This window comes from Psychroserpens burtonensis DSM 12212 (assembly GCF_000425305.1).
Classification (GTDB): domain Bacteria; phylum Bacteroidota; class Bacteroidia; order Flavobacteriales; family Flavobacteriaceae; genus Psychroserpens; species Psychroserpens burtonensis.
Map to the genome: position 1 here is coordinate 16,370 of NZ_AUDE01000019.1, position 25,470 is coordinate 41,839.

The 25,470-nt window shown below is 34.0% G+C and carries 29 protein-coding genes and 1 pseudogene; 9 read left to right on the forward strand and 21 right to left on the reverse strand.

All coding sequences use genetic code 11. The features are described from left to right. Nucleotides 1-30 precede the first annotated feature (30 nt). Nucleotides 31-3,060 carry a TonB-dependent receptor gene (locus H593_RS0108710; RefSeq protein WP_245585026.1) on the forward strand — a complete coding sequence of 1,010 codons (3,030 nt, stop codon included), beginning with the start codon at nt 31-33 and terminating at the stop codon, nt 3,058-3,060. Nucleotides 3,061-3,372: 312 nt separating this feature from the next. Here H593_RS0108710 and H593_RS21510 read toward each other — a convergent pair. After that, nucleotides 3,373-3,456: pseudogene (locus H593_RS21510) on the reverse strand (NAD(P)-binding protein); the annotation flags it as partial. Between the two features lie 214 nt (nt 3,457-3,670). On the opposite strand from H593_RS21510, the gene H593_RS0108715 reads away from it, so the two are divergent. From H593_RS0108715 to H593_RS0108725, 3 genes are read left to right on the forward strand one after another with little or no spacing between them, the layout of a single operon-like run. Beyond that, nucleotides 3,671-4,978, forward strand: coding sequence for a DEAD/DEAH box helicase (locus H593_RS0108715; RefSeq protein WP_028872104.1), 1,308 nt, complete (start codon nt 3,671-3,673; stop codon nt 4,976-4,978). Between the two features lie 58 nt (nt 4,979-5,036). Next, the gene (locus H593_RS0108720; protein WP_028872105.1) at nt 5,037-5,252 is read left to right on the forward strand and encodes a DUF6500 family protein; all 216 of its coding nucleotides are present in this window, start codon (nt 5,037-5,039) and stop codon (nt 5,250-5,252) included. Then, entirely contained in the window at nt 5,252-5,476 is a 225-nt protein-coding gene (locus H593_RS0108725) for a VF530 family protein (protein ID WP_028872106.1), read from the forward strand. The genes H593_RS0108720 and H593_RS0108725 overlap by 1 nt, the downstream gene beginning before the upstream one ends. 1 nt (nt 5,477) lies before the next feature. On the opposite strand, the gene H593_RS0108730 is transcribed toward H593_RS0108725, so the two are convergent. The 17 genes from H593_RS0108730 to H593_RS0108810 all read right to left on the reverse strand — a co-directional run bounded on the left by H593_RS0108730 (nt 5,478) and on the right by H593_RS0108810 (nt 19,686). Next, entirely contained in the window at nt 5,478-6,140 is a 663-nt protein-coding gene (locus tag H593_RS0108730) for a hypothetical protein (protein ID WP_028872107.1), read from the reverse strand. A gap of 83 nt (nt 6,141-6,223) precedes the next feature. Further along, nucleotides 6,224-7,135 (reverse strand): YitT family protein, encoded by a 912-nt coding sequence (locus H593_RS18770; protein ID WP_037051897.1) that lies wholly within the window; start codon nt 7,133-7,135, stop codon nt 6,224-6,226. A gap of 7 nt (nt 7,136-7,142) precedes the next feature. Next, entirely contained in the window at nt 7,143-7,595 is a 453-nt protein-coding gene (locus tag H593_RS0108740; protein WP_028872108.1) for a tRNA (cytidine(34)-2'-O)-methyltransferase, read from the reverse strand. Continuing rightward, the gene (locus H593_RS0108745; protein ID WP_028872109.1) at nt 7,585-7,809 is read right to left on the reverse strand and encodes a hypothetical protein; all 225 of its coding nucleotides are present in this window, start codon (nt 7,807-7,809) and stop codon (nt 7,585-7,587) included. The genes H593_RS0108740 and H593_RS0108745 overlap by 11 nt, the downstream gene beginning before the upstream one ends. 58 nt (nt 7,810-7,867) lie before the next feature. Continuing rightward, complete coding sequence (locus H593_RS20980; protein ID WP_169338354.1) at nt 7,868-8,011, reverse strand: hypothetical protein; 144 nt, start codon at nt 8,009-8,011, stop codon at nt 7,868-7,870. A 543-nt stretch (nt 8,012-8,554) separates the two neighbouring features. After that, the gene (locus tag H593_RS18775; RefSeq protein WP_315969372.1) at nt 8,555-8,887 is read right to left on the reverse strand and encodes a DUF805 domain-containing protein; all 333 of its coding nucleotides are present in this window, start codon (nt 8,885-8,887) and stop codon (nt 8,555-8,557) included. A 115-nt stretch (nt 8,888-9,002) separates the two neighbouring features. Beyond that, complete coding sequence (gene trpA / locus H593_RS0108760; protein WP_028872110.1) at nt 9,003-9,767, reverse strand: tryptophan synthase subunit alpha; 765 nt, start codon at nt 9,765-9,767, stop codon at nt 9,003-9,005. Continuing rightward, nucleotides 9,760-10,851 carry a family 10 glycosylhydrolase gene (locus tag H593_RS18780; protein WP_037051899.1) on the reverse strand — a complete coding sequence of 364 codons (1,092 nt, stop codon included), beginning with the start codon at nt 10,849-10,851 and terminating at the stop codon, nt 9,760-9,762. Before H593_RS18780 ends, trpA begins: the two co-directional genes overlap by 8 nt. Then, a complete protein-coding gene (locus tag H593_RS18785; protein ID WP_051229677.1) occupies nt 10,848-11,942 on the reverse strand; it encodes a carbohydrate-binding family 9-like protein in 1,095 nt (364 codons plus the stop codon). The genes H593_RS18780 and H593_RS18785 overlap by 4 nt, the downstream gene beginning before the upstream one ends. Further along, nucleotides 11,942-13,123 (reverse strand): tryptophan synthase subunit beta, encoded by a 1,182-nt coding sequence (gene trpB, locus H593_RS0108775; RefSeq protein WP_028872111.1) that lies wholly within the window; start codon nt 13,121-13,123, stop codon nt 11,942-11,944. Before trpB ends, H593_RS18785 begins: the two co-directional genes overlap by 1 nt. After that, nucleotides 13,113-13,793 carry a phosphoribosylanthranilate isomerase gene (locus tag H593_RS0108780; protein WP_028872112.1) on the reverse strand — a complete coding sequence of 227 codons (681 nt, stop codon included), beginning with the start codon at nt 13,791-13,793 and terminating at the stop codon, nt 13,113-13,115. The genes trpB and H593_RS0108780 overlap by 11 nt, the downstream gene beginning before the upstream one ends. Then, nucleotides 13,790-14,575, reverse strand: a complete 786-nt coding sequence (gene trpC, locus H593_RS0108785; protein ID WP_028872113.1) for an indole-3-glycerol phosphate synthase TrpC — start codon at nt 14,573-14,575, stop codon at nt 13,790-13,792. Before trpC ends, H593_RS0108780 begins: the two co-directional genes overlap by 4 nt. 235 nt (nt 14,576-14,810) lie before the next feature. Next, nucleotides 14,811-15,803: an anthranilate phosphoribosyltransferase gene (trpD, locus tag H593_RS0108790; RefSeq protein WP_028872114.1), complete on the reverse strand. Its 993-nt coding sequence runs from the start codon at nt 15,801-15,803 to the stop codon at nt 14,811-14,813. A 185-nt stretch (nt 15,804-15,988) separates the two neighbouring features. After that, entirely contained in the window at nt 15,989-16,552 is a 564-nt protein-coding gene (locus H593_RS0108795; RefSeq protein WP_028872115.1) for an anthranilate synthase component II, read from the reverse strand. 337 nt (nt 16,553-16,889) lie between these two features. Further along, entirely contained in the window at nt 16,890-18,290 is a 1,401-nt protein-coding gene (locus H593_RS0108800; RefSeq protein ID WP_028872116.1) for an anthranilate synthase component I family protein, read from the reverse strand. 340 nt (nt 18,291-18,630) lie between these two features. Next, nucleotides 18,631-19,203, reverse strand: coding sequence for a YceI family protein (locus H593_RS0108805; RefSeq protein ID WP_028872117.1), 573 nt, complete (start codon nt 19,201-19,203; stop codon nt 18,631-18,633). Between the two features lie 30 nt (nt 19,204-19,233). After that, entirely contained in the window at nt 19,234-19,686 is a 453-nt protein-coding gene (locus H593_RS0108810; RefSeq protein WP_037051901.1) for a MarR family winged helix-turn-helix transcriptional regulator, read from the reverse strand. Nucleotides 19,687-19,788: 102 nt separating this feature from the next. Here H593_RS0108810 and H593_RS0108815 point away from each other — a divergent pair, with 102 nt between their 5' ends. The 5 genes from H593_RS0108815 (at nt 19,789) to H593_RS0108835 (ending at nt 23,938) form a co-directional block, all read left to right on the forward strand. Further along, a complete protein-coding gene (locus tag H593_RS0108815) occupies nt 19,789-20,313 on the forward strand; it encodes a TlpA disulfide reductase family protein (RefSeq protein ID WP_028872119.1) in 525 nt (174 codons plus the stop codon). 16 nt (nt 20,314-20,329) lie between these two features. After that, nucleotides 20,330-20,938, forward strand: coding sequence for a thioredoxin family protein (locus H593_RS0108820; protein ID WP_028872120.1), 609 nt, complete (start codon nt 20,330-20,332; stop codon nt 20,936-20,938). 121 nt (nt 20,939-21,059) lie between these two features. After that, a complete protein-coding gene (locus H593_RS0108825) occupies nt 21,060-21,374 on the forward strand; it encodes a rhodanese-like domain-containing protein (protein ID WP_028872121.1) in 315 nt (104 codons plus the stop codon). Nucleotides 21,375-21,387: 13 nt separating this feature from the next. Beyond that, entirely contained in the window at nt 21,388-21,786 is a 399-nt protein-coding gene (locus H593_RS0108830; RefSeq protein WP_028872122.1) for a rhodanese-like domain-containing protein, read from the forward strand. Nucleotides 21,787-21,988: 202 nt separating this feature from the next. Next, nucleotides 21,989-23,938: a protein-disulfide reductase DsbD family protein gene (locus H593_RS0108835; RefSeq protein ID WP_028872123.1), complete on the forward strand. Its 1,950-nt coding sequence runs from the start codon at nt 21,989-21,991 to the stop codon at nt 23,936-23,938. Nucleotide 23,939: 1 nt separating this feature from the next. Here H593_RS0108835 and H593_RS0108840 read toward each other — a convergent pair whose 3' ends face one another. The 3 genes from H593_RS0108840 to H593_RS0108850 are packed head-to-tail and all read right to left on the reverse strand — an operon-like array spanning nt 23,940 to nt 25,470. Beyond that, complete coding sequence (locus H593_RS0108840) at nt 23,940-24,878, reverse strand: aldo/keto reductase (RefSeq protein ID WP_028872124.1); 939 nt, start codon at nt 24,876-24,878, stop codon at nt 23,940-23,942. 6 nt (nt 24,879-24,884) lie between these two features. Further along, the gene (locus H593_RS0108845; protein WP_028872125.1) at nt 24,885-25,157 is read right to left on the reverse strand and encodes a hypothetical protein; all 273 of its coding nucleotides are present in this window, start codon (nt 25,155-25,157) and stop codon (nt 24,885-24,887) included. A 40-nt stretch (nt 25,158-25,197) separates the two neighbouring features. Further along, nucleotides 25,198-25,470: a glutaredoxin family protein gene (locus tag H593_RS0108850; RefSeq protein WP_037051902.1), complete on the reverse strand. Its 273-nt coding sequence runs from the start codon at nt 25,468-25,470 to the stop codon at nt 25,198-25,200.

Below are 25,470 nucleotides of genomic sequence, written 5' to 3' on the forward strand. Positions count from 1 at the left end.
TTATTAATGTCTAACAAAAACCAAAAAATCATGACAAATTTAATTAAACAGTTATTTGATTCCTTTAAGGGAAGCTCAAATCCCATCAGTTTTAAGATGCGGTTGAGTTTTGCCTTTTTACTGCTTCTAGCTATGCAGGTTTCAGCAAATAATGTGTTTTCGCAAAACGAGATTCAGCTCGACATGAAGAACACATCTTTAAAGTTAGTTCTTGATGAAATCAAAGAACAAACTGGGTATAGTTTTTTCTACAACGTAAACGAGGTTCAGGATCAAATGAACCTTAGTATCGTTGCAAAAAAGGAAACTTTAGAGCAGGTGCTCAAAAAGATCTCTGCAAAACTACCTATAGACTATACTATTAATGAAAAACAAGTAGTGCTTACTCCTAAGGTAGTGATGAAGCCTACAAATATGGCAATTCAACAGGTGCTTAAAGGGACTGTTACAGATATTGCTGGCGTACCACTTCCTGGTGCAAATATTTTGGTAAAAGGAACTACTGTAGGAGCGCAAACTAATTTCGATGGAGAATTTACTATTGATGTTCCAGAGGGAAGTACTATTCTTGTTGTGTCTTACATAGGTTTTAAAAGCACAGAAGTTGATGTGACAGGAAAATCTGAGGTTACCATACAGCTACAAGAAGATGCAGGACAGCTTGATGCTGTAGTGGTAGTTGGAAGTAGAGGTAAGCCCAGAACAGCGATGGACTCTCCTGTGCCAGTTGATAACTTAAGTACTGCAGATTTAGCTCTAACAGGTCGAGGCGTTCTTGACCAGCAGTTAATGTTTAAAGTGCCTTCATACAACTCAACACAACAGCCTATCTCTGATGCAGCAGCACATTTTAGTCCAGCAGATCTAAGAGGTTTATTACCTTCTAGAACTTTGGTTCTTGTCAACGGAAAACGTAAAAATGCGAGTGCTTTAGTGTATAGTTATGTGACTCCAGGACGAGGAGAAGTAGGTGTTGATATGAAATCTGTACCAACAGCCGCCTTAGAGCGTGTTGAGGTCTTGAGAGATGGTGCAGCAGCGCAGTATGGTTCTGACGCTATCGCAGGTGTTATTAATCTTGTACTCAAGAAAAAATCAGATCCTTTTATAAACACGAGTTTTAGCACCACTACAGAAGGTGATGGTGAGCAATATCAGCTTGAAGCAGGTTTTGGAATGGATATTACTGAAAAAGGTTATGCTAATTTTACATTTAATTATTTTGACCAAAAAAGATCGCAACGAGCAGGTACAGTTAGTAGTGTGCAGGATGAGGCAGATTATTGGGGTGTTACAGATACAAGTGATTTTAATACTACCGATTTAGAAGGGTTTTTAGACCGAAATCCTAGTGCAGGATTTCAAGTTGGTTTACCCGATATGAAGATTACTAACTTTTCATATAATATGGGATATACGCTTGATGAAGAATCACAAACTGAAATATACTCTTTTGGTACCCTTACCAATCGTAGTGGTTCTGCTCCACAGTTTGCACGAGTGCCATATTGGGTCTCCGGTTTTGAGCAAATTTATCCAGGACAAGAATTTTTCTTAGCAGAAATGTCTCCACAAATTGTTGATAATACGTTTTCATTAGGATTAAAAACTGTTTATAACGAATGGAACTTCGACTTGAGTTCTACAATGGGTAAAAACCGAATCGATTATTACATCACTAATTCATTCAACCAGTCATATGGAGCTTCTAGTCCATCAGACTTTTACAATGGTGCGCATCAGTTTAGCCACGTCGTAAATAATCTAGATGTGGTACGTACATTTGAAGATGCAGGAATCAATGCATTAACTGTAGCCTTTGGTGCTGAGCACAGAACTGAGCGTTTTGTGACCGAAGCAGGTGAGGTTGCCTCTTATGCAGATGGTACTCCTGACGATCCTACAGATCGAACGGGCTCTGAATCTTTTGGTGGTTTTAAACCAGAAAACGCTTCAGATGACTACCGAAGTAATTTAGGTATTTATGCAGATGTCACAGCAGATCTTACAGAAAGTTTCTTAATAGGTGGCGCCCTTCGTTTTGAGGATTATAGCGATTTTGGAACACAAGTAAGCTGGAAGTTAAGCTCTCGTTATAAGCTTTTAGATAATAAATTAAGTATCAGAGGGTCATTGAGTAGTGGGTTTAGAGCACCATCTCTACACCAGTTATTTTATACTGCAGTTACTACGACACTTACAGAAAACGGGATTCAGCAAAACGGAATTTTAAATAATTCTGATCCTGCATTACGCGCTTTAGGGATTCCTGAACTTGATGCTGAGACCGCTTTTAATATCGGTTTAGGTGCGACCTACCGTATTAACAAACATATGGGAATTACTATTGATGCGTATCAAATTGATGTAGATAATCGCATCGTATTGTCTGGACAGGTAACACCTACAGGAGATCCTAGTAATCCCATTGATCAAACTTTGAGTAGCGTGAATGTTGGTGCCGCAGGTTTTTTCTTAAATGCAATCAATACGCGTACACAAGGGATAGATATCGTATTTACATACGATAATATAAAGCTTGGTAGGGGTGTCTTAGGAGGTAGTGTTGCAGCTAACTTTAATAAGACGGAGGTGAGTGAATTAAACTTTCCTGATTTTATTGATCAAAATGACTTGGGAGATGCTTTGTTTTCAAGAGAAGATATCTCACGTGTTGAAACATGGAGACCTAGACAAAAGATCGTCGCTACAGTAAACTATGCTTTAGAACGTTTCTCCACCAATCTTTCGTTTTTAAACTACGGAAAAGTGACGTATAGACATCCATCAGATCCTATTAATGACGCAACTTATGGAGGAAAGACACTTACAGATTTAAGTTTCTCTTATGAATTTACAGATAAGCTTAATTTCACGATAGGAGCAAACAATCTCTTTAACATATATCCAGACACATTTGCAGATGCTTATTCGTCTACAGGTGGCGTACCTAGTGATCGTAACCTTGATTTTGTTGGAAGATTCAAATACCCATGGCAAACAACACAGTTTGGTATAGATGGTACACGTATCTTTAGTAGATTAACTTTCAATTTTTAAAATGAATTTGCTAGCTAAAGGGTAGGCTTATTTTTAAACTTTCCTTTGGTATTTTTATATTACATTTGAGTTTAAATGGGCCTTGTACTTCGTGTGCAGGCTCATTTTTTATTTTATATGTTCTTCGGAAATGTGTACAACTTTGAATTCTAGATTTTAATCAAGATATGCGAAATGCGATTACTTATACTGATTTTGTAGCTGCAGAAATTTTAGTATTTAGTAATTATACTGATGCGCTGTAAGTTGAACTACGCATCCTTTTGTTAAGTTTTTGAGTTTAAGAAACAGAAGTAGTTTTATTAAATATCGTTTCTCAACAACTAAAACTTTATATCCTTTTTTTGATAATCTTAAGGCGCTAACCGAGCCTCCAAAGCCACTTCCTACTATAATATAATCGTATTCCGTTTTTTATTTATAAGGACGTGTTAAGAGATCAGCTGTTATGAGAATGAAAAGCCACATGTTTTCAAAGTTCGCTAATTTTCACGAGAAGCCAAACTTTAATCTACTTACCAAATTTATTAGTATTACCTTTGCGAACAACAAAAAATGACGCTTAATACACAGTAGGTCATTTAAACACTAATTTGACCAAAATATATATATGTCATTTAAATCTTTAGGCCTATCTGAGCCTTTACTTAAAGCTATTAGTAAAAAAGGATACACAACTCCAAGTCCAATTCAAGAAAAAGCAATTCCTCTAGTAATGGATGGGCGAGATGTATTGGCTTCGGCTCAAACAGGAACAGGTAAAACCGCAGGTTTTACCTTACCATTATTACATTATTTATCTGAGAATCCAAAGGAAAAATTTAGACCAATACGTGCATTAATCTTAACACCAACGCGTGAGCTTGCAGCTCAAGTACATGAGAGTGTTAGAGATTATAGTGAGTTTTTAGATATTAGAAGTACTGTGATTTTTGGTGGCGTTAATCAAAAGCCACAAGCAGCTGCGATTCGTCGTGGTGTTGATATATTGGTGGCAACGCCAGGCCGCCTATTAGATTTACATAATCAAAATCTACTATCTTTAAAACGTGTTGAGGTTTTTATATTAGATGAAGCAGATCGTATGCTAGACATGGGGTTTCTAAGAGATATAGAGCGCGTCATGAATGCCATGCCTGCAAAACGTCAAAATTTAATGTTCTCTGCAACCTTTTCAAAAGACATTAAAAAGCTTGCCAAAGGAATTTTAAATAATCCTGTACAGGTAGAAGCAACTCCAGAAAATACGACCGTAGAAGCTATTTCTCAAAAAGTATATCGTGTTGCTAAAGCAAAAAAGCCTGATTTGCTAATTAAGCTCATTTCCGAAGGGAAGTGGAAACAAGTGCTTGTATTTAATAGAACGAAACATGGTGCGAATAAGTTAACAAAGAAACTTATTTCTTCAGGAATCAGTGCGGCAGCAATTCATGGTAATAAAAGTCAGGGTGCTCGAACAAAAGCTCTTGCTGGTTTTAAAAATGGAAGTGTGAAAGTATTGGTTGCTACAGATATTGCAGCTCGTGGTTTGGATATTCCATTGTTGCCACATGTTGTTAATTTTGAGTTGCCTAATATTTCTGAAGATTACGTGCATAGAATCGGTAGAACTGGTAGAGCAGGAGCTAACGGGAAAGCAATCTCATTAGTAAGTGCAGATGAAACGACATTTTTGCGTGATATTGAAAAGTTGATTGGTGAGAAAATCGAAGTTGAAATACTTGAAGGTTTTGAACCAGATCCAAATGCATCTACTGAGCCAATTAAACAAGGTCAAGGTAGACAAGGAGGTGGGAATAGAAACCAAAGCCGAAATTCTAGTTCTAGAAACTCAGGTGGTAACTCTGGAGGTAGCAGAAGTAGTTCTAATCGAAGTAGTAGTTCTGGTCGAAGTAGTAACTCTAGACGACGTAACTAACTATTAGATGTGTTATCGTAGGTTTCGTTTCGCAACAAGAAATCTCTAAAATTGGAGAATGACAACAATTTTAAAGCAAAAGATTATTGACGTTTGTGATAAAAAAATTGCTCAAAAAGGGGCTAATGTAGGCCTCTCGTTATATGCTTTTTTTAAGAACAAAAATGATACTCCAGAATTATTGATGGAAGTCGCTACTTGGTGGATTAAAACACACCAATTAGATCATTTTGAGAGCGCAGTAAAAATTAAAGAAATGGTAGAGCAATTGTAATGGAAACTCAAAAAAACAATCCGCTACACGGAATAAAATTAGAGCAAATCCTAACCGATTTAGAAGCGTATTACGGTTGGGAATATATGGGTACTATCATTAATATTAAATGTTTTAATGATAGACCATCTATAAAATCAAGTCTCAAATTTTTAAGGCGGACACCTTGGGCACGAACAAAAGTTGAATATATGTACTTAAAGATGCTTAAAAATAAACGGTAAATTAATCCTCGTCGTCCTCTTCAAATTCTTGAGCAGTCGCATCAAACTCGGCGTCTTTAAATTCATCTCTACTCATCCAATATTCAGATGTCGTTAAAATGTAAGATGACGGACCAGTAGTTTTTAAATCCCAAATAATATCCTCTGCTTCCTCAAAAGATTCTTTACCTGCTAATTGATTTGAGAATAGGCGTTTTATAACATTATTACTTGCTAAGGTCTTATCTAATACTTTTAAAATCACCTCTTTGGATACCTCCTTATTGGGGCTTATTTCAAATTCTATAAGAGTTGCTTTCGCACTGGGAAACGTTCCATTATATGCTTTATGAAGTAATTGATTAATATTAAAAAGTTGATGATGTAGGGATATATCTGCATATTCTTCGGAAATTTTATCCAACAACATATCGTGAGACATTTGTTCAATTTGATTCTCATTTAAATGATCACTTAGTTTATAATCTAAAATTAATGCTGCAGCTTCATTGGGTTCAAAATCTGAAATAGCCATAAAGAGGAGCTCTAATAATTCCGAAGGATTTGAACTTCCAGTGTCCTCCAGTCCAAAAGCATTCAATAATTGAATGTAATCTTCAGTCGTCCAAGTATTTTGTAAGACATCAACAGTGGTTACACTATTTATTATAATATGGTATTTCATAGTTCTTAAATATAAAGTATTAATAGTCCTTGTTATTTTTGACGCTAACGAGATGTTTTTACTCGACATCGTAACCTAAACGCTTATGAGTTTTTTAACGGATGCGTTATTAGTTTTTTGTTTTTTTTCCTGTTAAGGTAGTGTCTTAAAACGCCTCCCTTAACATTGTTGACATCAAATTCTACTATAAAAGCGCTGTCATCAATATTAGAAATAACGCGATACATTTTCTTGATATCAATACGATTAATAATGGTGTGAATAATATCAAAATCTTCAATTTCACCCGTACTGCCAAAGCCTATACGTCCTTTGTAAACGGTTATTCCAGCGCCAAGTTCTGTAATAATTGCAGTCTTTATCTTTTCGTAGTCTTTTGACACAATAGTAACACCAATAAAATCTTCAAATCCTTCAATAATCAAGTCCGTCACTTTCGCGGTAATGATATAGGTAAGGATGGAGTACATCGCAATTTCTGTAGAAATCACAAAGGCAGTAACACTAAATAAGATCACATTAAAAACTAAAATGACTTTACCTATGCTAACTCCGAATCTATCGTTAATAAATATGCCTAATATTTCTGAGCCATCTAAAACAGATCCATTTCGTATGGCAATCCCAATACCAGCTCCAACAAAAAGTCCTCCAAAAATGGAGATTAGTAATTTATCTTCTGTAATAGTTTGAAAATTTTCAAAGTGTATAAAAAGAGCTAACCCTAAGATGCTTAAAATAGATTTTATTACAATGCGTTTGGAAACTGTATAATACCCTAAAATTAAAAAAGGAATACTGAATACAACAAGTAGTAATGACACGTTAATATCAAATTGCGAATTCAATAAAATAGCAATACCTGTGACGCCTCCATCTAAAAATCCATTAGGTAATAAAAACGCCTTGAGGCCTATACTTGCGAGAATAATCCCGAGAGCAATCTGGAAATATTCTGAAAAGAGCTGATAAAATTTAGTACGTTTTGTTAACATATCTTTATTATTGTAGTTGTCTCAGTCCTTCATATATAACAATAGCTACTGCATTTGCTAGATTTAGACTTCTAATGTGTTTACTGTATAATGGGATTTTGTAAAGGTGTTCTTTATGATTTTCAATTATAGATTTAGGTAGGCCAGCTGATTCTTTTCCGAAGATAAGAAACAGATTTTCCTCAAATTTAATGTCCCAATGAGGTTGTTCTCCATGACTAGAAAAGAAAGCAAACTGAGCCTCTTTATTGTCACTAAAAAAGGCGGCAATAGAATCGTAGATCACGACATCTAAATGTTGCCAATAATCTAAACCAGCACGTTTTAAACGGCTATCACTTAATTCAAAACCAAAGGGTTTTACGAGATGTAATTTAGAACCAGATGCTAAGGCAAGTCTACCGATATTACCAGTATTATTTGGGATTTCGGGTTCAAATAAAACAATATTAAGCGCCATGTTTTCGTGTGATTTTTATTAAAGTTAATCGAATTAATAGTATCCATGAAAACCCATGTAATAACAGGTCAAACCAATCTCGAATTCCCATACCATTAGCGCCTCCTGCAATCCATTTTAATTTTCCCCAAATATGAGGCTCAGGAAAAAATGGTGCTAGACCCAATGTCAAACAAAGTAGAATGATGATTCTATAATCATTAAGTAGTTTCATAAACAAAATCTTATTCAAAAGTAATGAATAGGCGTCAAGTTATAAGTCTAATTTTAAATTAGCTCGTCGTTTTATTTTGTTGCTGTTTTATTGTTTTATTATCGCGGTTGAAATTATTAGTGTCTTCTTTGGTATATCCTGTTGGGTTTGTTGGATTTTTTTGTTTTATTGTTGTTTTAAATTTCTTTCTATCTTTTATCATGCCCATAATTTACTACTGTGTTTTAGTTTAGCTCAATATGATAAAAGCAAATCGAAACACTCTTAAGAGCCCGTTAAATATCCACTATATAGTGTTAAACTATCATAAAATGAAACCCTTGAAATCAAAAAATAGAACACACGTTTTATAACCGTATTTGCCATTGGGCGATCTTCAATAATCCCTTCCAATTTGGCGAAGATATAAGACTTTTAAAAAAAAAGGAGATACCTCTAAGGTAAGGCACAATACAATGGTATTTATAAAATCGAAAATATAATATTATGCTTCTATGCTAAAGATATCTTCAACGTTATTATAAACCAACAAGATATTTAAGTCAGTACCTTGATTGCCAGAGTCAAATTTACTATCTGTTGTGAAGAAACGAGATATCAAACATGACCAATATCCCGTTACTTATAAAGATGACTTGTACATTGTTTTGAGCTGTAGTTTATTTTGATTTAGATCGTTCAATTTAATCATAAAAAAAACCTACTCTTATGGGAGTAGGTTATATTATATTTGAAGTTGAAATTATTAAATCGTTGTTGTTCCAATTGTATTAATGTCCTCATTATTTGCCGATTTAGGATCAGGACCGTATGCATTTGAACCCGCATCACCCTCAGTAACAAATAGAATTATGAGCCAGATACTTCCTATCAATGGGATTAGTCCAATGAAATAGAACCATCCACTTTTACCAATATCATGTAAGCGTCTTACTGCGACCGCTAAACTTGGGATAAACACACCTAGTACATAAATCATGTATAGTCCCATAAATATAGGAGCATCAAGTAAACGGGCTAATACGCCAGATACCATCGCAATTGCAATAACAAAAATGAGGTTGAATAATACAAGCATCCAATATTATTGGCGTCTAGCTCTTCCAGTAAAATTTGCATAATTATCGCTTACGACTTTTAAATACCACTCCATTAAATTTGGTTTCTTAGTCAGTTAACACCAACTATAAAATTTAATTCCGTATCGAGCTGGTAAACGTTTTAATTTTATCGACACCGTGAGTTGATAGGTGTTTTATAAAAGCACTTCCAATAATGGCACCTTTTGCGTGTTTAGTGGCTTGAGTAAACGTTTCATTGTTAGAAATCCCGAACCCAACAATTTGCGAGTTTTTGAGATTCATATCTGCAATACGTTTAAAATAGGTTGTTTGTTCATCTCCAAAGCCAGAGTTGCTTCCAGTAACACTTGCACTACTTACCATGTATATAAATCCTTCGGAAATGGAATCAATAAAGTTAATACGCTCTATTGAGGTTTGTGGTGTGATTAAAAACACATTGATTAAACCATATTTCTGAAAGATGGCTTTGTATTGCTCATTATAAACATCTACTGGTAAATCTGGAATGATGAGTCCGTCGATACCCGTCTCTTGACATTTCTGACAAAAGGCTTCAACACCATACTGCAGTATGGGATTAAAGTAACCCATAATAATTAACGGTATGGAAACGGTTTTACGAATATCTTTTAATTGGTTGAAAAGAATTTCGCTAGACATACCATTTTTTAAAGCCTGAGTAGAACTTGCTTGTATAGTTGGACCATCTGCTAGGGGATCACTAAAGGGTAATCCTATTTCTATCATATCTACTCCGTTTTTTTCCAAGTTTTCAATAATTAATTTTGTATCCTCTAGACGAGGGTAGCCTGCGGAAAAGTAAATGGATAAGAGCTTTTTGTCTTCTTTTAGTTTTTTGTTTATTCTATTCATCATTAAATTCTTCTTTCAGTTTAATAAATACAGCTTTTTGTTCCTTACTTAAATTATCTGCGGTAAAAATGGAAACTCCTTGAGCTCCTTTCTCTTTTACCAGTCTAATGGCTTTTTCTAAATCTTTTGGATCAGCTAAAGCGGGACTATACAAACCAGCATATAAGGGAAAGTTTACATCGTTAACACCTTGTTCAATTGCAAAACCAATCCAATTTACATTTTCTCTATAAAAATTATTATAGACCATTGGATAGGCAGCATCTAGATTCCAGTCGTCCCACGCTTGTCTTACCATCTGACGTGACATTTCAGGAAACGGAAACACGGCAGCAGTCATTTTTTGATTACTATCGTGAGCAATTTTTACAAGTTCATTGACTAAAGAACTCACCGCATTTAAGCGATATTGACGCCATTCCGTACTTAACTCAGGATGATCAAAATCTTGAGGGTCTTTTCCGAAAATTGCTTTAAACCCTTCCCTAGCAATTGGATGGTAGCCATAATCATATTCAGGCATTTCTGTCGATTGTACTAAATTATATTTTGGTTGTAAATCTTTACCTAAAATCACATCAACATAGCGAACATAATCTAAGTGAATAGATGCTAAGCCTTCTATTTTTGATAGCCTACGAACGTTGTTTTTTATATGAGCTCGTGCATCAGGGTGAAAGGGACTTAACCATTGGTAATAATCTACATAAGCTCTATATTCTAATGAGTTTTTCCCTGCTCTATTTACAGCATACCATTCAGGATGTTTATTGGCAATAGTGTCATTAGGACGATTTAGTGTCCACATCCAAGCATGAATTTTTATATTTTTTTCTGAAGCTAAAGGAATTAATTTCTCATAAAATTCTGGGCTTCCTCCAATCAAAAGTTCTGAAATGCCTAGCGAATCGTAGCTGGCTAATTTGGTTTCCCATTTAGACGCATCAAAAGTGCCTCTTGCATGAGCCCATGAAGCAAATACAAATTTATCCTCATTGGTTTTTACGACTAAGTCTTTCTCAACTATTATCTCTTTGCAAGACATGAAACATATAGCTGTTAAAAATAAGAGTGCTTTTTTCATAATTTTTTTAAGGTGCCTTCTTGATTGATGATGTATGTAATATCTGTAATTGGGCTTTTAATTTTATATTCAAATCCAAACAAGGTTTTATGAAAAATGGCTTTTACAGAATTATCTTTTGACATCGTAACATTCAATTCTTTTTTGTTGCCTTGTTGTTCATCTAATAGATACTTTAAATTCTTGTATCTTGTTTTCCTAAATAGAGCAAATGCAGTTTGCTTGATGAGTAAATCTTCATCTTTTATGTATGGTACACCTTGTGCTGTTGACTTTTCAGTAAATTGTAATATACCCCATTTTTCAGGTTCATGCATATTGATAACTTTTTGATTACTCCAAACCCAATTGTGTTCATGTGAAAATTTACCATCTTCTTTTTTTCTATAATATTCACCATCAATAATATCGTGGTCCCACTGCACTCTAGAAAAATTAATACGCCATTGTTCTCCTTCTTTTGGTACTGATTTAGGTCTATTTTTTAAAGCTATTAAAGGTTTTAAGGGAATTGCCATTTCTGCGGTCCACAATGAATCAATATCATTAGGATTGTTTAATGACCCATGAATTTGAATTGCTGATTTTAGCTCATTTAAATTCCATTCAAAGTTCGCATGGCCACCAATTCTGTAGGGTTTATTTAAATATAAGTCCCATACGGTATTTAGAGCATTAATTTCAATTTCACCATAGCCAATGCCCGTTTGAGAAGGGTCAATAAATACTTCAAAATCGTTATTATAGTATATGATGGTATCTCTCTGCTTTAAGGTTCCCCAAATATGTGGTTCAGAGAGTTCAGCATACACATATAAATATTGGTCGTCCCAAAGCATCTTTGTTTTAGTCTTATACTTGGGGTCTATAACTCCTTCTATATCGATAAAATAATCTGTAAAATCGGCATTTTCCCAACTTAACTCTGATGCTTTGCCATCGACAGTTATATTCTCAGATGTCTTGGATATAAGGTAATGTTTCGGTATCACAACTGATGCAATGACAGACACATCAATTGCTTTAGCTTTGTCTTGAGCGTGACCAGCAAAAAATACAATTCCAAAACAGATGTGAATAAGGTGTTTCATTAGAGTTTAAAATAATCTATATAGTTTTGTAAATCTTTGTCACCTCGGCCTGATAAATTAAGAACGATTACATCGTCTGGTTTAAATTTTTTGTGCTCAAAAACTGCTAAAGCATGTGAGGTTTCTATAGCAGGAATAATGCCTTCTAGTTGAGATAATTCTAAACCAGCAGTCATCGCTTCATCATCTGTAATAGCAATAAATTCTGCACGACCAGTTTTATATAAATTAGCATGCATAGGTCCAACTCCTGGATAATCTAAACCTGCCGAAATAGAGTAAGGTTCCGTAATTTGTCCATCTTGGGTTTGCATCAATAAGGTTTTACTACCATGAATAATACCTTCTTTTCCTAAAACAGATGTCGCTGCACTTTCACCAGAATCTATTCCTTTTCCTGCAGCTTCAACAGCTATTAATTTAACCTCTTCATTGTCTAAATAATGATAATAAGTACCAGCAGCGTTACTTCCTCCACCAACGCAGGCAATGAGATAATCTGGGTTTTCTGTACCTTCTTTTTCTAGTAACTGGCTTTTGATTTCTTCTGAAACTATGGCTTGAAAACGTGCTACCATATCTGGATAGGGATGGGGACCTACAACGCTACCCACAATATAATGTGTGTTTACTGGATTATTAATCCAATCGCGCATCGCTTCATTTGTAGCATCTTTTAGAGTGCGGCTACCTGATAATGCAGGTACCACTTTAGCGCCTAGCATTTTCATACGTGCTACATTAGGTGCTTGTCTCGCAATATCGACTTCTCCCATATAAACGATACATTCTATACCCATTAGTGCACACACTGTTGCAGTAGCAACTCCATGTTGTCCTGCACCGGTTTCTGCAATGATTCTAGTTTTACCCAAACGTTGTGCGAGTAAAATTTGTCCAACAGTATTATTGATCTTGTGGGCTCCAGTATGGTTTAAGTCCTCTCGTTTGAGGTAAATTTTTGTGTTGTATTTTTCTGAAAGTCTTTTCGCAAAATACAGTGGAGTAGGACGACCAACATAATCCTTTAATAACTGGTGGAAATCTTCTTGGAAAGAAGGATCTGCCGTTATTGTTAAATACTTTTGGCGTAATTCTTCAATGTTAGGATAGAGCATTTCTGGAATGTATGCACCACCAAATTCTCCGTAATATCCCTTTTCGTTAATGTTATAGCTCATTTTTAAATGTTTTTAATTCTTTATTATTTTTCAATCCTGGTTCAATTTCAAATTTACTATTTACGTCTACAGCGTAGCAATATTTTGAAGCATCTGTGTTTTTGAAATCTTTTAGTTTCTCAGTTTCATTTAATCCAATGCCACCGCTTAAAAAGAAGGGTTTGGTCGATGGATATTCTTTTAAAGCATCCCAATTAAATGTGTAACCGTTTCCTCCTGGTAGTTTGCCTTTAGTGTCAAACAAAAAGTAATCGCAGACCTCTTCAAAAGGTTTCAATATTGAGAAATCAAACTTGTCTTTGATACTAAATACTTTTATGACTTCTGGCATTTCTGAGGATACATGAATCTCATTGTTAGATTCTTCGTTAGCACTTAGACTGCGCTCAGTATGACACATCAACTTCAATTCTGCACAAAAACTGACTGATTCCTCTCCGTGAAGTTGTATCACTTGTAAATTGTAATTTTTAATTTTTTCTAATATATAAGGTATTGAAGCATTTACAAACACACCAACTTTTTTAATTGAACGTGGTAACTCCGGAATATCTCTATCAAAAAACCGACTTGATTTCTCGTAGAATATAAAGCCTAGATAATCGGGTTGCAACTGTGCAACTTCGGTTATATTATCTTTGTATTTCATTCCGCAGATTTTTAGTTTCATCGTTCTAAGTCTTTTATAAATTGTGCAGCACTTTTTCCTGCATCATTCGTTTTCATGAAATTCTCTCCAATTAAAAATCCTTTATAACCGTAAGGCTGCAATGTTTTAATGGCTTCAATACTGCTAATCCCACTTTCTGATACTTTTACAAAATCATTTGGTATGAGTTCACACAATTGTTTGCTGGTGTCCAAGTTGACTTCAAAAGTTTTTAAGTTTCTATTGTTGACACCTAGCATGTCTAAACTTGGCATAATTGATTTATGAAGCTCATTCTTATTATGAACTTCAAGTAATACGTCTAGATGTAATTGCTTAGCTAATTCTGAAAACTGCTTGATTTCTGCCCTAGTTAAAATGGAAGCAATAAGTAAAATAACATCAGCGCCATAAGCTTTTGCTTCTATAATTTGATAGTCATCAATGATGAATTCTTTACGTAATAAAGGCAAATTACAACTTGCTCTTGCTGTTAAAAGATCATCAAGACTTCCTCCAAAGTATTTGCCGTCTGTCAATACAGATATCCCGCAAACACCTGCGTTTTCATAACCTCTAGCAACATCAAATACATTTAAATCATGATTGATAACTTGTTTTGAAGGCGAACGTCTTTTGTGTTCTGCGATGATTCCAGTATCGCTTTCTCTAAGCTTTTTTGCTAATGATATCGTTTCTCTTTCAAACAGAATAGATTGCTCTAACTGCTTGACAGGAATAAGTCGCTTGCGAAGACTAACCTCAATGCGTTTATCATTAACTATTTTTTGTAATATATCCATTCTATTTTTGTTTCTGTTCACTTTGCCTTGGCGCAAAACGAACCAAAAGAGCATATTGAAATGAAGCAATTCCTGCGGAACATTCTCTTCCGTAATTACGTGCTTAAAGTTTCGCTTGGCATCTTTGTTCCATCGTTCATTATTTCTGCATTTCAAGGTTCAATTCTACGAATTGATTTGGGACTCTAGCTTTTACTGTGTTTTGTTTTTATCCCAATGTTATTTTTTTTAACTTCTAACGACTCATTTCTATTAATCGTTCTAAACTTGCTTTTGCCTTACCGCTTTCTAAACTCTCTTTTGCTAACTGAAACCCGTCTTGATGTGATATTCCATTTACGGTAGCAATTGCTAACCCAGCATTGGCATAAACGACATTATTTTGAGCATCTGTACCTTTTCCATTAATTATGTTTTTGAAAATTTTAGCAGCAGCTCTTACTGTTGATCCTCCAAATATTTCTGATTGTTTTACTTGATTAACATTTAAATCTGATGGACTTAACATTGTCTCAGTTGCGTTTGAAATTATTTTAGTGTTTCCTGTTAAAGAAATCTCATCATAACCGTCTATGGCGTGTACTATGCTATAGTTCTTGTCTGTGTTTTGATATAGGTAACCGTAAATACGCTGTAATTCTAAATTAAAAACACCCACTATTTGATTTTTAGGAAATGAGGGGTTTACCATTGGTCCCAACATATTGAAAAAGGTTTTAACACCTAATTCCTTGCGAATTGGAGCAACGTTTTTCATTGCAGGATGAAATAAAGGTGCATGTAACACACATATTCCTGTTTGGTCTATAGCGTATTTTAAAAAATCTGATTTATTTGAGAAGTGGATACCTAAAGCTTCCATAACGTTAGATGAACCAGATGCAGAAGACACTCCGTAATTTCCGTGCTTAGCTACTTTTACTCCTGCCCCAGCAGTAACGAAAGAAGACAGGGTTGAGATGTTAAATGTGTCTTTTCCGTCACCACCTGTTCCGCATAAATCTATAGTATTAAAATCTGATAAATCGATTGGAATACAAAGTTCTAATAAAGCATCACGAAACCCTTGTAATTCTTCTAAAGTGATACTTCGCATCATATAAATAGTAAGAAAAGATGCAATCTGGCTTTGGTTGTATTTTCCTTCGGAAATATCCACCAATACATTTTTTGCTTCTTGACTAGAGATGCTTTCGTGGTTTGTTAATCTATTTAATATGTGTTTCATGTTTACTTTCCACAAAAATGGGAATCTCTTTAGTTCAACTTTTTTTTATTAATCAACCCTGTCGTCTTTAATTCCTTTATTGGAATCAAATTTATTTTCACTATAAATAAGCGAAGACATTTTTTAGGTGTATTACTTCTCAGTTATCTGAGTAGGCACTGCGTATTGTGACTGAATACTGCTTACTAGCTCTTAATCCAGTTCTCCAAAATTTGCTTTCCATTTGGCGTTAACACACTCTCTGGATGATATTGCACACCTTTAACATCATAAAATTTATGTCTTAGTGACATTATTTGTCCGTTGCTATCAACAGAAGTCGCTTCTAAAACTTCTGGTAAATTTGGATTGACAACCCAAGAGTGGTAACGACCTACTTCTATAGTCTTATCCATATTATTAAATAGTTGCTCATCGTCAACAGTAATCTCAACTGTAGTGGCTACTCCATGATAGACGTCTTCTAAATTAATAAGTGAACCTCCAAAAACTTCACCAATTGCTTGTTGACCAAGACAAACACCTAAAATACTTTTGGTGGGTGCATATTTGGTAATGATAGCTTTTAGTAATCCAGCTTCATCAGGAATTCCTGGCCCAGGAGACAGTACAATCTTGTGAAAAGTATCTAGCTCTTCAAGCGTGAGTTTGTCATTGCGTTTTACGGTTACTTCACAATTTAAATCTTCTAAATAGTGAACCAAATTATATGTAAAACTGTCGTAGTTATCTATTACTAATACTTTCATATGTCTGTTATTTCTGCGAAGGCAGGAATCTATTTTGTTAAACTTAACTTTTTTTACTTCTGTTCATTTTGCCTTGATGCAGACTGCGCATTACATATGGGGTCTATAAAAATAAAAATGGACGAATAAACAAACCAAAAAATCGTTTTCAAATGATGAAATTCCTTCAGAACAGTGGCTTTCAGAATTATGTGCTTTAAGCTTCGCTTGGCATCTCTGATTCCTTCTCTCATTAATTCTGCATTTCAAGGTTCAATTCTTTGAATTGATTTGGGACTCGAATTTTTACCATGTTTTGTTATTCCCAATGTTCTTTTTTGTTTTTGTTGATTATTTGCTAAATATCTTCTGCCATTTCAATTGCTTTTGTTAAAGCACCTAATTTGTTATATACCTCTTGTAACTCATTTTCTGGAATTGATTTTGATACCAGTCCTGCGCCTGCTTGCCAATGCAGTTCATGGTTTTTACTCATAAAGGTTCTTATCATAATCGCGTGATTATAATTACCGTTAAAATCCATGAAACCGATAGCTCCACCATAAAAAGCTCTGCTCGTTTTTTCATATTTTTCGATCAATTGCATGGCGCTATGTTTTGGGGCACCACTTAAGGTTCCAGCAGGAAATGTATCTGCAACAACCTGCATAGTTGGAATTTTGTCATGCACCTTTCCAGTCACTTTGCTCACTAAATGAATCACATGAGAAAAGAACTGTGCTTCTCTATATGTTTCTACTTTTACTTGACTTCCATGTCGACTTAAATCATTTCTGGCTAAATCAACTAGCATAACATGTTCCGCATTTTCTTTCTCATCTTCTGCGAGTTGTTTTGCGAGTTTTTGATCTTCTTCATCGTTTCCTGTTCTTTTAAATGTTCCTGCGATGGGATGAATTTCTGCTATAGATTTATTGACTACAAGTTGTGCTTCTGGCGAGCTCCCAAAGATTTTAAAATTTCCGTAGTCAAAATAAAACAGGTAAGGTGAAGGGTTGATACTTCGCAATGCTCTGTAGACATTGAACTCATCACCTTTAAAACCTTGTGAGAATTTTTTGGACAATACTAATTGGAATACATCTCCTCTAGCACAATGTTTCTTTGCTAAATCTACTTGACTCTTGTATTCGTCATCTGTAAGGTTTGATGAAATATTAGAATCTGTTTTAAAAGTATAAGAGGCAAAGTTCTTAGAACTTATGAGTTGCAACACTTCGTCAATATTGTTTTCTGTGTCAAAGCAATGAGCAAAAACATAGGCTTCATTTTTAAAGTGATTAATGGCAATGATGTTTTGATAAACCGCATAATAAATATCTGGAATATCTAAAGAATCTGGTTTTTTACTAATTTCAATATCCTCAAAATATTTAACAGCATCATAGGCTGTGTACCCAAAAATCCCATTATTGATGAATTTGAATTCTTCGTCAGAGTTTACTTTAAATCGTTTCGTAAACTTGTGAATTTCCTCAGTAACAGAAATATTTAAAGCACTATTGGTTTTAGAGCTGCCGTCAGGATAATGTTGTTCAATGATATCCTTATCTACTTTGATAGATGCAATAGGATTAAAACAGATGTATGAAAAACTATTGTCACTAGCATGATAATCACTGCTCTCTAATAGAATACTATTTGGGAATTTATCTCTTATTTTAAGGTAAATACTTACAGGTGTAATAGTGTCTGCCAGTATTTTCTTGTAATGTGTGTATAGACTAAATGTTTTCATTTATTTTTTATAAATCCTTTCTTTAAAGCAGAAAGAATTTTTATTTATGTTGTATTAATTTCGCTAAAGCGGTTTCAGCAGAAAATGAAAAAAGGCTTGTCGTGAATGACAAGCCTTTTTTATATTTAGTTTTAAATATACCTATAGGGTTAGTTCACGACGTTTGAGTTTCGAGAGTTCCACCACCAAGTATGATTTAAATTCGTATTCATGTTTTTTCTAAAGTTCAAAGATATACATCATAATTTAGTTTTCAAACTTAATTTGATGAAAAAGAAAAAGATTTCTAATAATTTTGAAATATTTTTCTTCAAAAAAGGCTATTAATTTGTTTGCAATATTAAAACTGTAAGGATACATTTAAGTCAAACTCATCGTAGATAGCTTTGTCTTTTAAATCATTAAAGAAGGTAGGAGAACCATATCTTACATCAAATTTAGAACGATCTACTTTAAGGTTTGCAGTGGCTGTATTATCTGCAATACTCATATTAATAGTCATAGAATTCGTTTTTGCTTTAATGGTCAAGTCTCCTGTTACTTTATAAGCGCCTTTTTCTCCTTCTACATTTGTGATTACAAAATTAGCATTTGGATGATTTTTAATTCCAAAAAAATCATCAGATTTTAAATGTCCTTCTAATTTTTCTTTGCCTTGTCCAGCTTCTAAGTCGGTAACGGTTATTGATGTCATATCGATAGAGAAGTTTCCACCAACCAATTTGTCGTTTTCAAATATAAGTGAACCATCGTTTAAAGTTATATTACCTTCATGTGAGCCGGTAACTTTATATCCTTTCCAAGTGATAGTTGATGTTTTAACTTTTAATTCTTTTTTTAGAAGGGTAGTAAACGATGCAAATGATAACGCTAGTACTACGATAATTGCTGATTTAAAAATGTTCTTTTTCATTATTTTGTGTGGTTTAATTTATTTTAAGGTTTATTGTATTTTATTGAGTAATCTGTTTAATTCTTTTAATTCAATAATTGTTAATTTCGAGGTCACTTTTTGTTCTGCACCGTTTACAAGACCGTCTAACTCTAATAATTTGTCGAGACCACTAGCCGTGATGTAAACCTCAATTTTTCTTCTGTTTTTTTTACATTCTGTACGTTTTACAAAATCTTTTAATATCAACTTGTCAATGAGCCTAGTTGTGTTGCTCATTTTACTAACCATACGTTCTTGTATATCTTGTAAATTAAGAGGGTTCCCTTTTTGACCTCTTAAAATGCGTAATACATTAAATTGTTCAAGAGATAATTCATGAGGTTTTAAAACACTCATCAATTCAGTTTTAATTGTAATATTGGTTAAAAGCAAATTAATTACAGTTTGGCTGGCTAAAGGTAAAATAGCTTTAGTTTTTAATTTAATGTTTAACTCCTTCATGTACAATATTTGTATATACAAATGTAATTTATTTTTATGATATAGATTCTAATATTTTGTTAAATTTATTAATGTTCATTTTTTGATACTTAAATTTAGGATATGAATGTGAAACTTCTATCTTTAATACTTGTCTTTTTTTACTTCGGAAATGTGACCGCTCAGGTGCTTACTTCTCAAGAAAATAATAGTACCACATCCACTACAGGATTAAAAGTGTTTGATTTTAATGAACTTGAATCTTATCTCAACTCAAAGAAAGACGGTAACACATATGTTATTAATTTCTGGGCCACATGGTGTGCACCTTGCGTGAAAGAATTACCGTATTTTGAAGCATTAAATACTAATTATAAAAATAAAAATGTTGAAGTTGTTTTGGTGAGTTTAGATTTTCCGAAGCAAATAGAAACAAAGCTCGTCCCTTTCTTAAAGAAAAGAGGTTTTAGAAGTGAGGTTGTCATTTTAAATGATGTGGACTCAAATACTTGGATTCCTAAAGTAAATAAAGATTGGTCTGGAGCAATACCAGCTACCCTTATATATAATAAGAATAGAGGGGCGTTTTACGAGCGTTCGTTTAATTATCTAGAATTAGAAACTGAATTGAAACAATTTATAAAATAACACTAAAAATAAACACATGAAAAACACACTTAAAACACTTTTAGTCTTGGTTGTATTTGTAACAGCTTCTGCCTTTACAACTGCAGGCACTGGATATGATATTGGTGATATTGCTACAGATTTTGAATTAGAAAATATTGATGGCACTATGGTGTCTATGGCAGATTATAATGATGCTAAAGGCTTTATTATTGTATTTACATGCAATACGTGTCCTTATGCGGTAGCTTATGAAGATAGAGTAGAAGCATTAAATAAGAAATATGCAGCTAAAGGTTATCCCGTGATTGCGATTATGCCAAATAATACAGACGTTAAACCTGGAGACAATATGGCAGCAATGAAAGCAAGAGCAAAGGCAAAAGGTTTTACATTTCCTTATGTAATGGATAAGGGGCAAAAAATATATCCACAATATGGAGCAACAAAAACACCTCATGTTTATATATTACAGAAATCTAAAAATGGACCTCAAGTAAAATATATTGGTGCTATTGATGACAATTATCAAGATGCAAGTGCAGTCACTAAAACCTATGCTGAAGATGCAGTAAATGCATTATTGAATGGAAAAGAAGTTAGTGAGACAAAAACCAGAGCTATTGGTTGTTCTATAAAGGTTTAAACGTCTTTCGTTTTTAAATTTAACGACCCGAAGTGTAACACTTTGGATTTTTTTTCGTCTTTAGTGCAAAGTTTCCATAACGAAATGTTAAATTTGCATGATTATTGATGTATATAGAACTATGGCTGATTTGACACAACACGAATGGACCTCTAAATTATCTGTAGATGAAAACGCAGTCATTTTAGATGTAAGAACACCAGAAGAAGTAGCACAAGGTATCATACCTAACGCTATTGCAATTGATATTTATAAAGGTCAAGGATTTATCGATGATATTGGAAAATTAGATAAAACTAAAAACTATTATGTGTATTGTAAGTCTGGTGGTCGAAGCGGTCAAGCTTGTGGTGTTATGAACCAGTTAGGTTTTAAAAGCGCATATAATCTTATTGGAGGTTTTACCGATTGGCAAGGTGAAATTGCTTCAATTTAAAAAAATAATCATAATGAAAAATAAAGTATTCATCTACTGTTTCGCACTTTTTGCATTTACATTTAGTTGCGAGGACGCAACACAAACCGAAGTTATAATGGTTTCTGCAGAAGAAATGCAAGAGCTATTAGAATTAGAAGACATACAGCTTGTAGATGTAAGAACACTAGAAGAATATAAGACAGGTTTTATTGAACAGGCACAAAACATTGATTATACATCACCAACCTTTGAAGAGGATTTGGTTAAATTGGATAAATCAAAACCAATAATGGTGTACTGCAAGTCTGGCATACGCAGTGGGAAATGTTCTAAAAAACTTAAAGAAGCTGGCTTTATAAAAGTCTACGATTTAGAAGGGGGAATTACCCAATGGAAATTTTCTGGATATGAAATAAAAGCTTTCGAATAAAAATTATAAACCGAACTTTAGTTCGGTTTTTTTATGACCTAAATTGATATTTGTCAATCAAGTCCAATTGCTAACGCTTAATTCCTTTGTTTTTTCTAATTTAGCAGCTTTCTATAGCCAAATTATTTTATGTGGTATTGTAAGTAACACCTTGTATTTGCGTTTAACTACAATAGTTACATAACTAACCTAATTATTTCAAATGAAAAACTTAATCATTACACTTTGTGGTTTACTTGTCTTTTCTGTTACTGCAAACGCTCAAGTTCTAGAGCCTGTTAAATGGGAAACTTCTGTTGAAAAAATATCAGATACCGAATACGACCTAATTTCTACAGCTGCTGTAGATGACGGTTGGCACTTGTATTCTCAAAGTGTACCAGATGACGGTCCAATACCTACAACATTTATTTATAAAGCAACTGCTGATTATGAATTAAACGGTACAACACAAGAAGAAGAAGGACATACGGTTGATGATCCAGTTTTTCTAATGAAAATTAAGTTCTTTGAAGATAAAGCACAATTTAGACAACGTATCAAGATCTTAAATCAAGAGTTATCTATTGTTGAAGGTGAAGTAGAGTTCATGGCTTGTGATGACGAGAAATGCTTGGCTCCAGAGTATATAGACTTACGTTTTGATATAACTAAGAGTGTAGATGCAAAAGAAGGTTTAACTAATTCTTCGTCTTCCGAAAATGAAGGCAGTAAAGAGGGCTTATGGACCATTTTTATTTTAGGTTTAGGAGCAGGATTTATTGCCTTATTTACACCTTGTGTATTTCCTTTGATTCCTATGACTGTTAGCTTTTTCACCAAACAAAGTAAAACAAAAGCAGAAGGTATTAAAAATGCTGTTGTTTATGGTTTATGCATCATTGTAATTTATGTGATTCTAGGAACAGGAGTTGTCGCAATTTTTGGAGCCAGTGCAATTAATGAATTTTCTACAAGTGTCGAATTCAATCTTGTTTTCTTTGCAGTACTTGTGGTTTTTGCGGTTTCCTTTTTAGGTGCATTTGAAATTATGCTACCCAATTCATGGGCAAACAAAATTGACAGAAAAGCAGATAGCGGAGGATATACAGGTATCTTTTTTATGGCTTTAGCTTTAGCAATTGTGTCCTTTTCTTGTACAGGGCCTTTTGTAGGGAATATTATAGTGCTTTCTGCATCCGAAGGAGGTCTAGCGCCTATGATTGGTATGCTTGGATTTTCGTTAGCGCTAGCATTACCTTTTGGATTATTTGCAGCATTTCCCGGTTGGATGAATTCGCTCCCAAAATCTGGAGGATGGTTAAATACAGTAAAAGTTGTTTTAGGGTTTTTAGAATTAGCTTTTGCTTTCAAATTCTTATCTCAAGCTGATTTAGTGTTGCAATTACATTGGTTAGAAAGAGAAGTCTTTATCGCCATATGGATAGCTATATTTGGCGCATTGACCTTGTATCTCTTTGGTAAAATCCAACTACCGCACGATTCTCCGTTGAAGAACATTTCCGTAGGAAGATTATTATTAGGATTGTTGACGTTGTCATTTACAGTTTATATGATCCCAGGACTTTGGGGAGCACCTTTAAATTTAATTAGTGCATTTCCACCACCTTTAGATTATAGCGAATCACCTTATGGCGTAGGAAACTCGAAAACAGGGGGAGGTATTGTTGCCAATCAAAATAAAGATATTCCTGACGGGGCACATTTATTAGCGCCACATGATATTTTGGCATTTAATGATTATGATAAAGGATTAGCATATGCTAAAAAAGTTGGAAAACCAGTAATGATTGACTTTACAGGTTGGGCATGTGTGAACTGTCGTAAGATGGAACAACAAGTTTGGGTAGTTCCTAAAGTACTTGAGAAGCTTAAGAACGATGTGGTTTTAATTTCTCTCTATGTTGATCAAAAAACAGGTTTTCCAGAAGGTGAAGCTCCAGATTCTAAATTGAAACCAGGTAAAAAATTAAGAAATATAGGACAAAAATGGAGTGAACTTCAAACTATAAAATATAAAACGAATACACAACCTTATTATGTGTTGATAGATCATGATGAGAATAATCTAAACCCTCCTGTGGCCTATACGCCAGATGCTGACGCCTATTTTAGTTGGTTAAGTGATGGGATTGATAAGTTTGAGGAATAAACTAATTCCAAGTCAAATCACTTCTTTCGTCCCAATACGCTTTAGAATTTATTGTTAAAGCTTTTAGAAGTTCTAGATCTTTTGATAATAATTTAAAATCAAGTGCTTTTAAGTTTTGATCCAGATGATTGGAAGTTGACGCACCACTTAATACCACATTTGGTTGCAATGTGTCTATAACAAATCGCAGAGCTATAGCATCCACACCAACATCATATGTTTTTGAGAGTGCTTCTAATTGCTTTTTAGCGTGTTCGTTGGTAAATGCTCGTCCGTTGGCTAAAGCTTCTTTGATGATAACTGTTTTGCCCATAGCTTTAAGTTGTTGTAAGGTGTTAAAAGTGGATTGTTCAAACACATTGTACGTGACTTGGAAGCTGTCAAAAAGTAAGTTATTTTTTACTGCGATGTCTTTCGCGCTATTTAAAATTTCAGACTGATTAGAACCACTTGTCGTAATCCCTATTTGTAATCCATATTGTTTTTTTAACTGAAAGAGGCGCTCATGTATAGAGTTGTCTTTTAAAATTCCACTCTCTAAAGTAGCAGAATGTACCTGATAGATTTTTAATTGCGGAAAAAGTGCTTTAGACGTTTCCCATTGCTCATTTAGTTTTGATACCGAATGCTCTTTAATTTCATGTTTCCCTTCATACCCTAACTCCCAATTTGCCACATAAGTGTAACCCCATTTTGTACTTAACATAAGGTCTTTGTGTTGTCTGGCATTTTTCCACTCTAATAAAAATTGTTCTCCTAAACCATACGATGGCGCAGTATCAAAATAACGCACACCATTCTTGTAAGCAAAGTCCATAACCTCAAAGGCATTCCTTTTAAATGCGATTTTTGATTTATCAATATTAGAGTTTTGTCTAATGTTTATATAATCTGGTCGTCCTAATGCTGCTAATCCTAATCCTATTTTTGTTCTAGTCATTTAGTGTTAATCGTCATATTTAACTTGACAAGTCTTGCACGTATATGTATCTTTATGAATAGTAATTCCAGAGATATTAGTTTCTACAATCTTATTAATGAAATTATTATAAGTATCATCTCGTTTGTCGTTTTTACTACCTTTCATAACCTCATAAAACTCATTATCCCACTGTTGCTTTCCCCAACAATTTGGGCAAATCCCCTTAGGAGCTAATCCTGTGGTTTCGTCGTTTCTTTTTTTATTAAAATAGGTTCTAATGTTATCTATTAGTGACATAAGTTTTGAATCGGTTGATGTGTTAAAATAATGATTTTATTTAATGATTAGGAATTAACTTCTTTAGCCATCTCTCGAGATCTTGAATACTTGGATTTCTTAATTTTTTAGAACCTATAGTAATTGTAGGGAAGTTAAGTTTTCTATGTGCATAAAGTCCACGCAATTCTACTGCGTGGTCCTCATTAGTTTCAACATCTAAAAACGAATATTGCAATTTAGTTTCATCCAATAAATTGATATAAAATCGGGTTTTATGGCATCTCTTTGCACCATAAATTTTTATTGTTGGAACAGTCTGTTTTTCATTCAA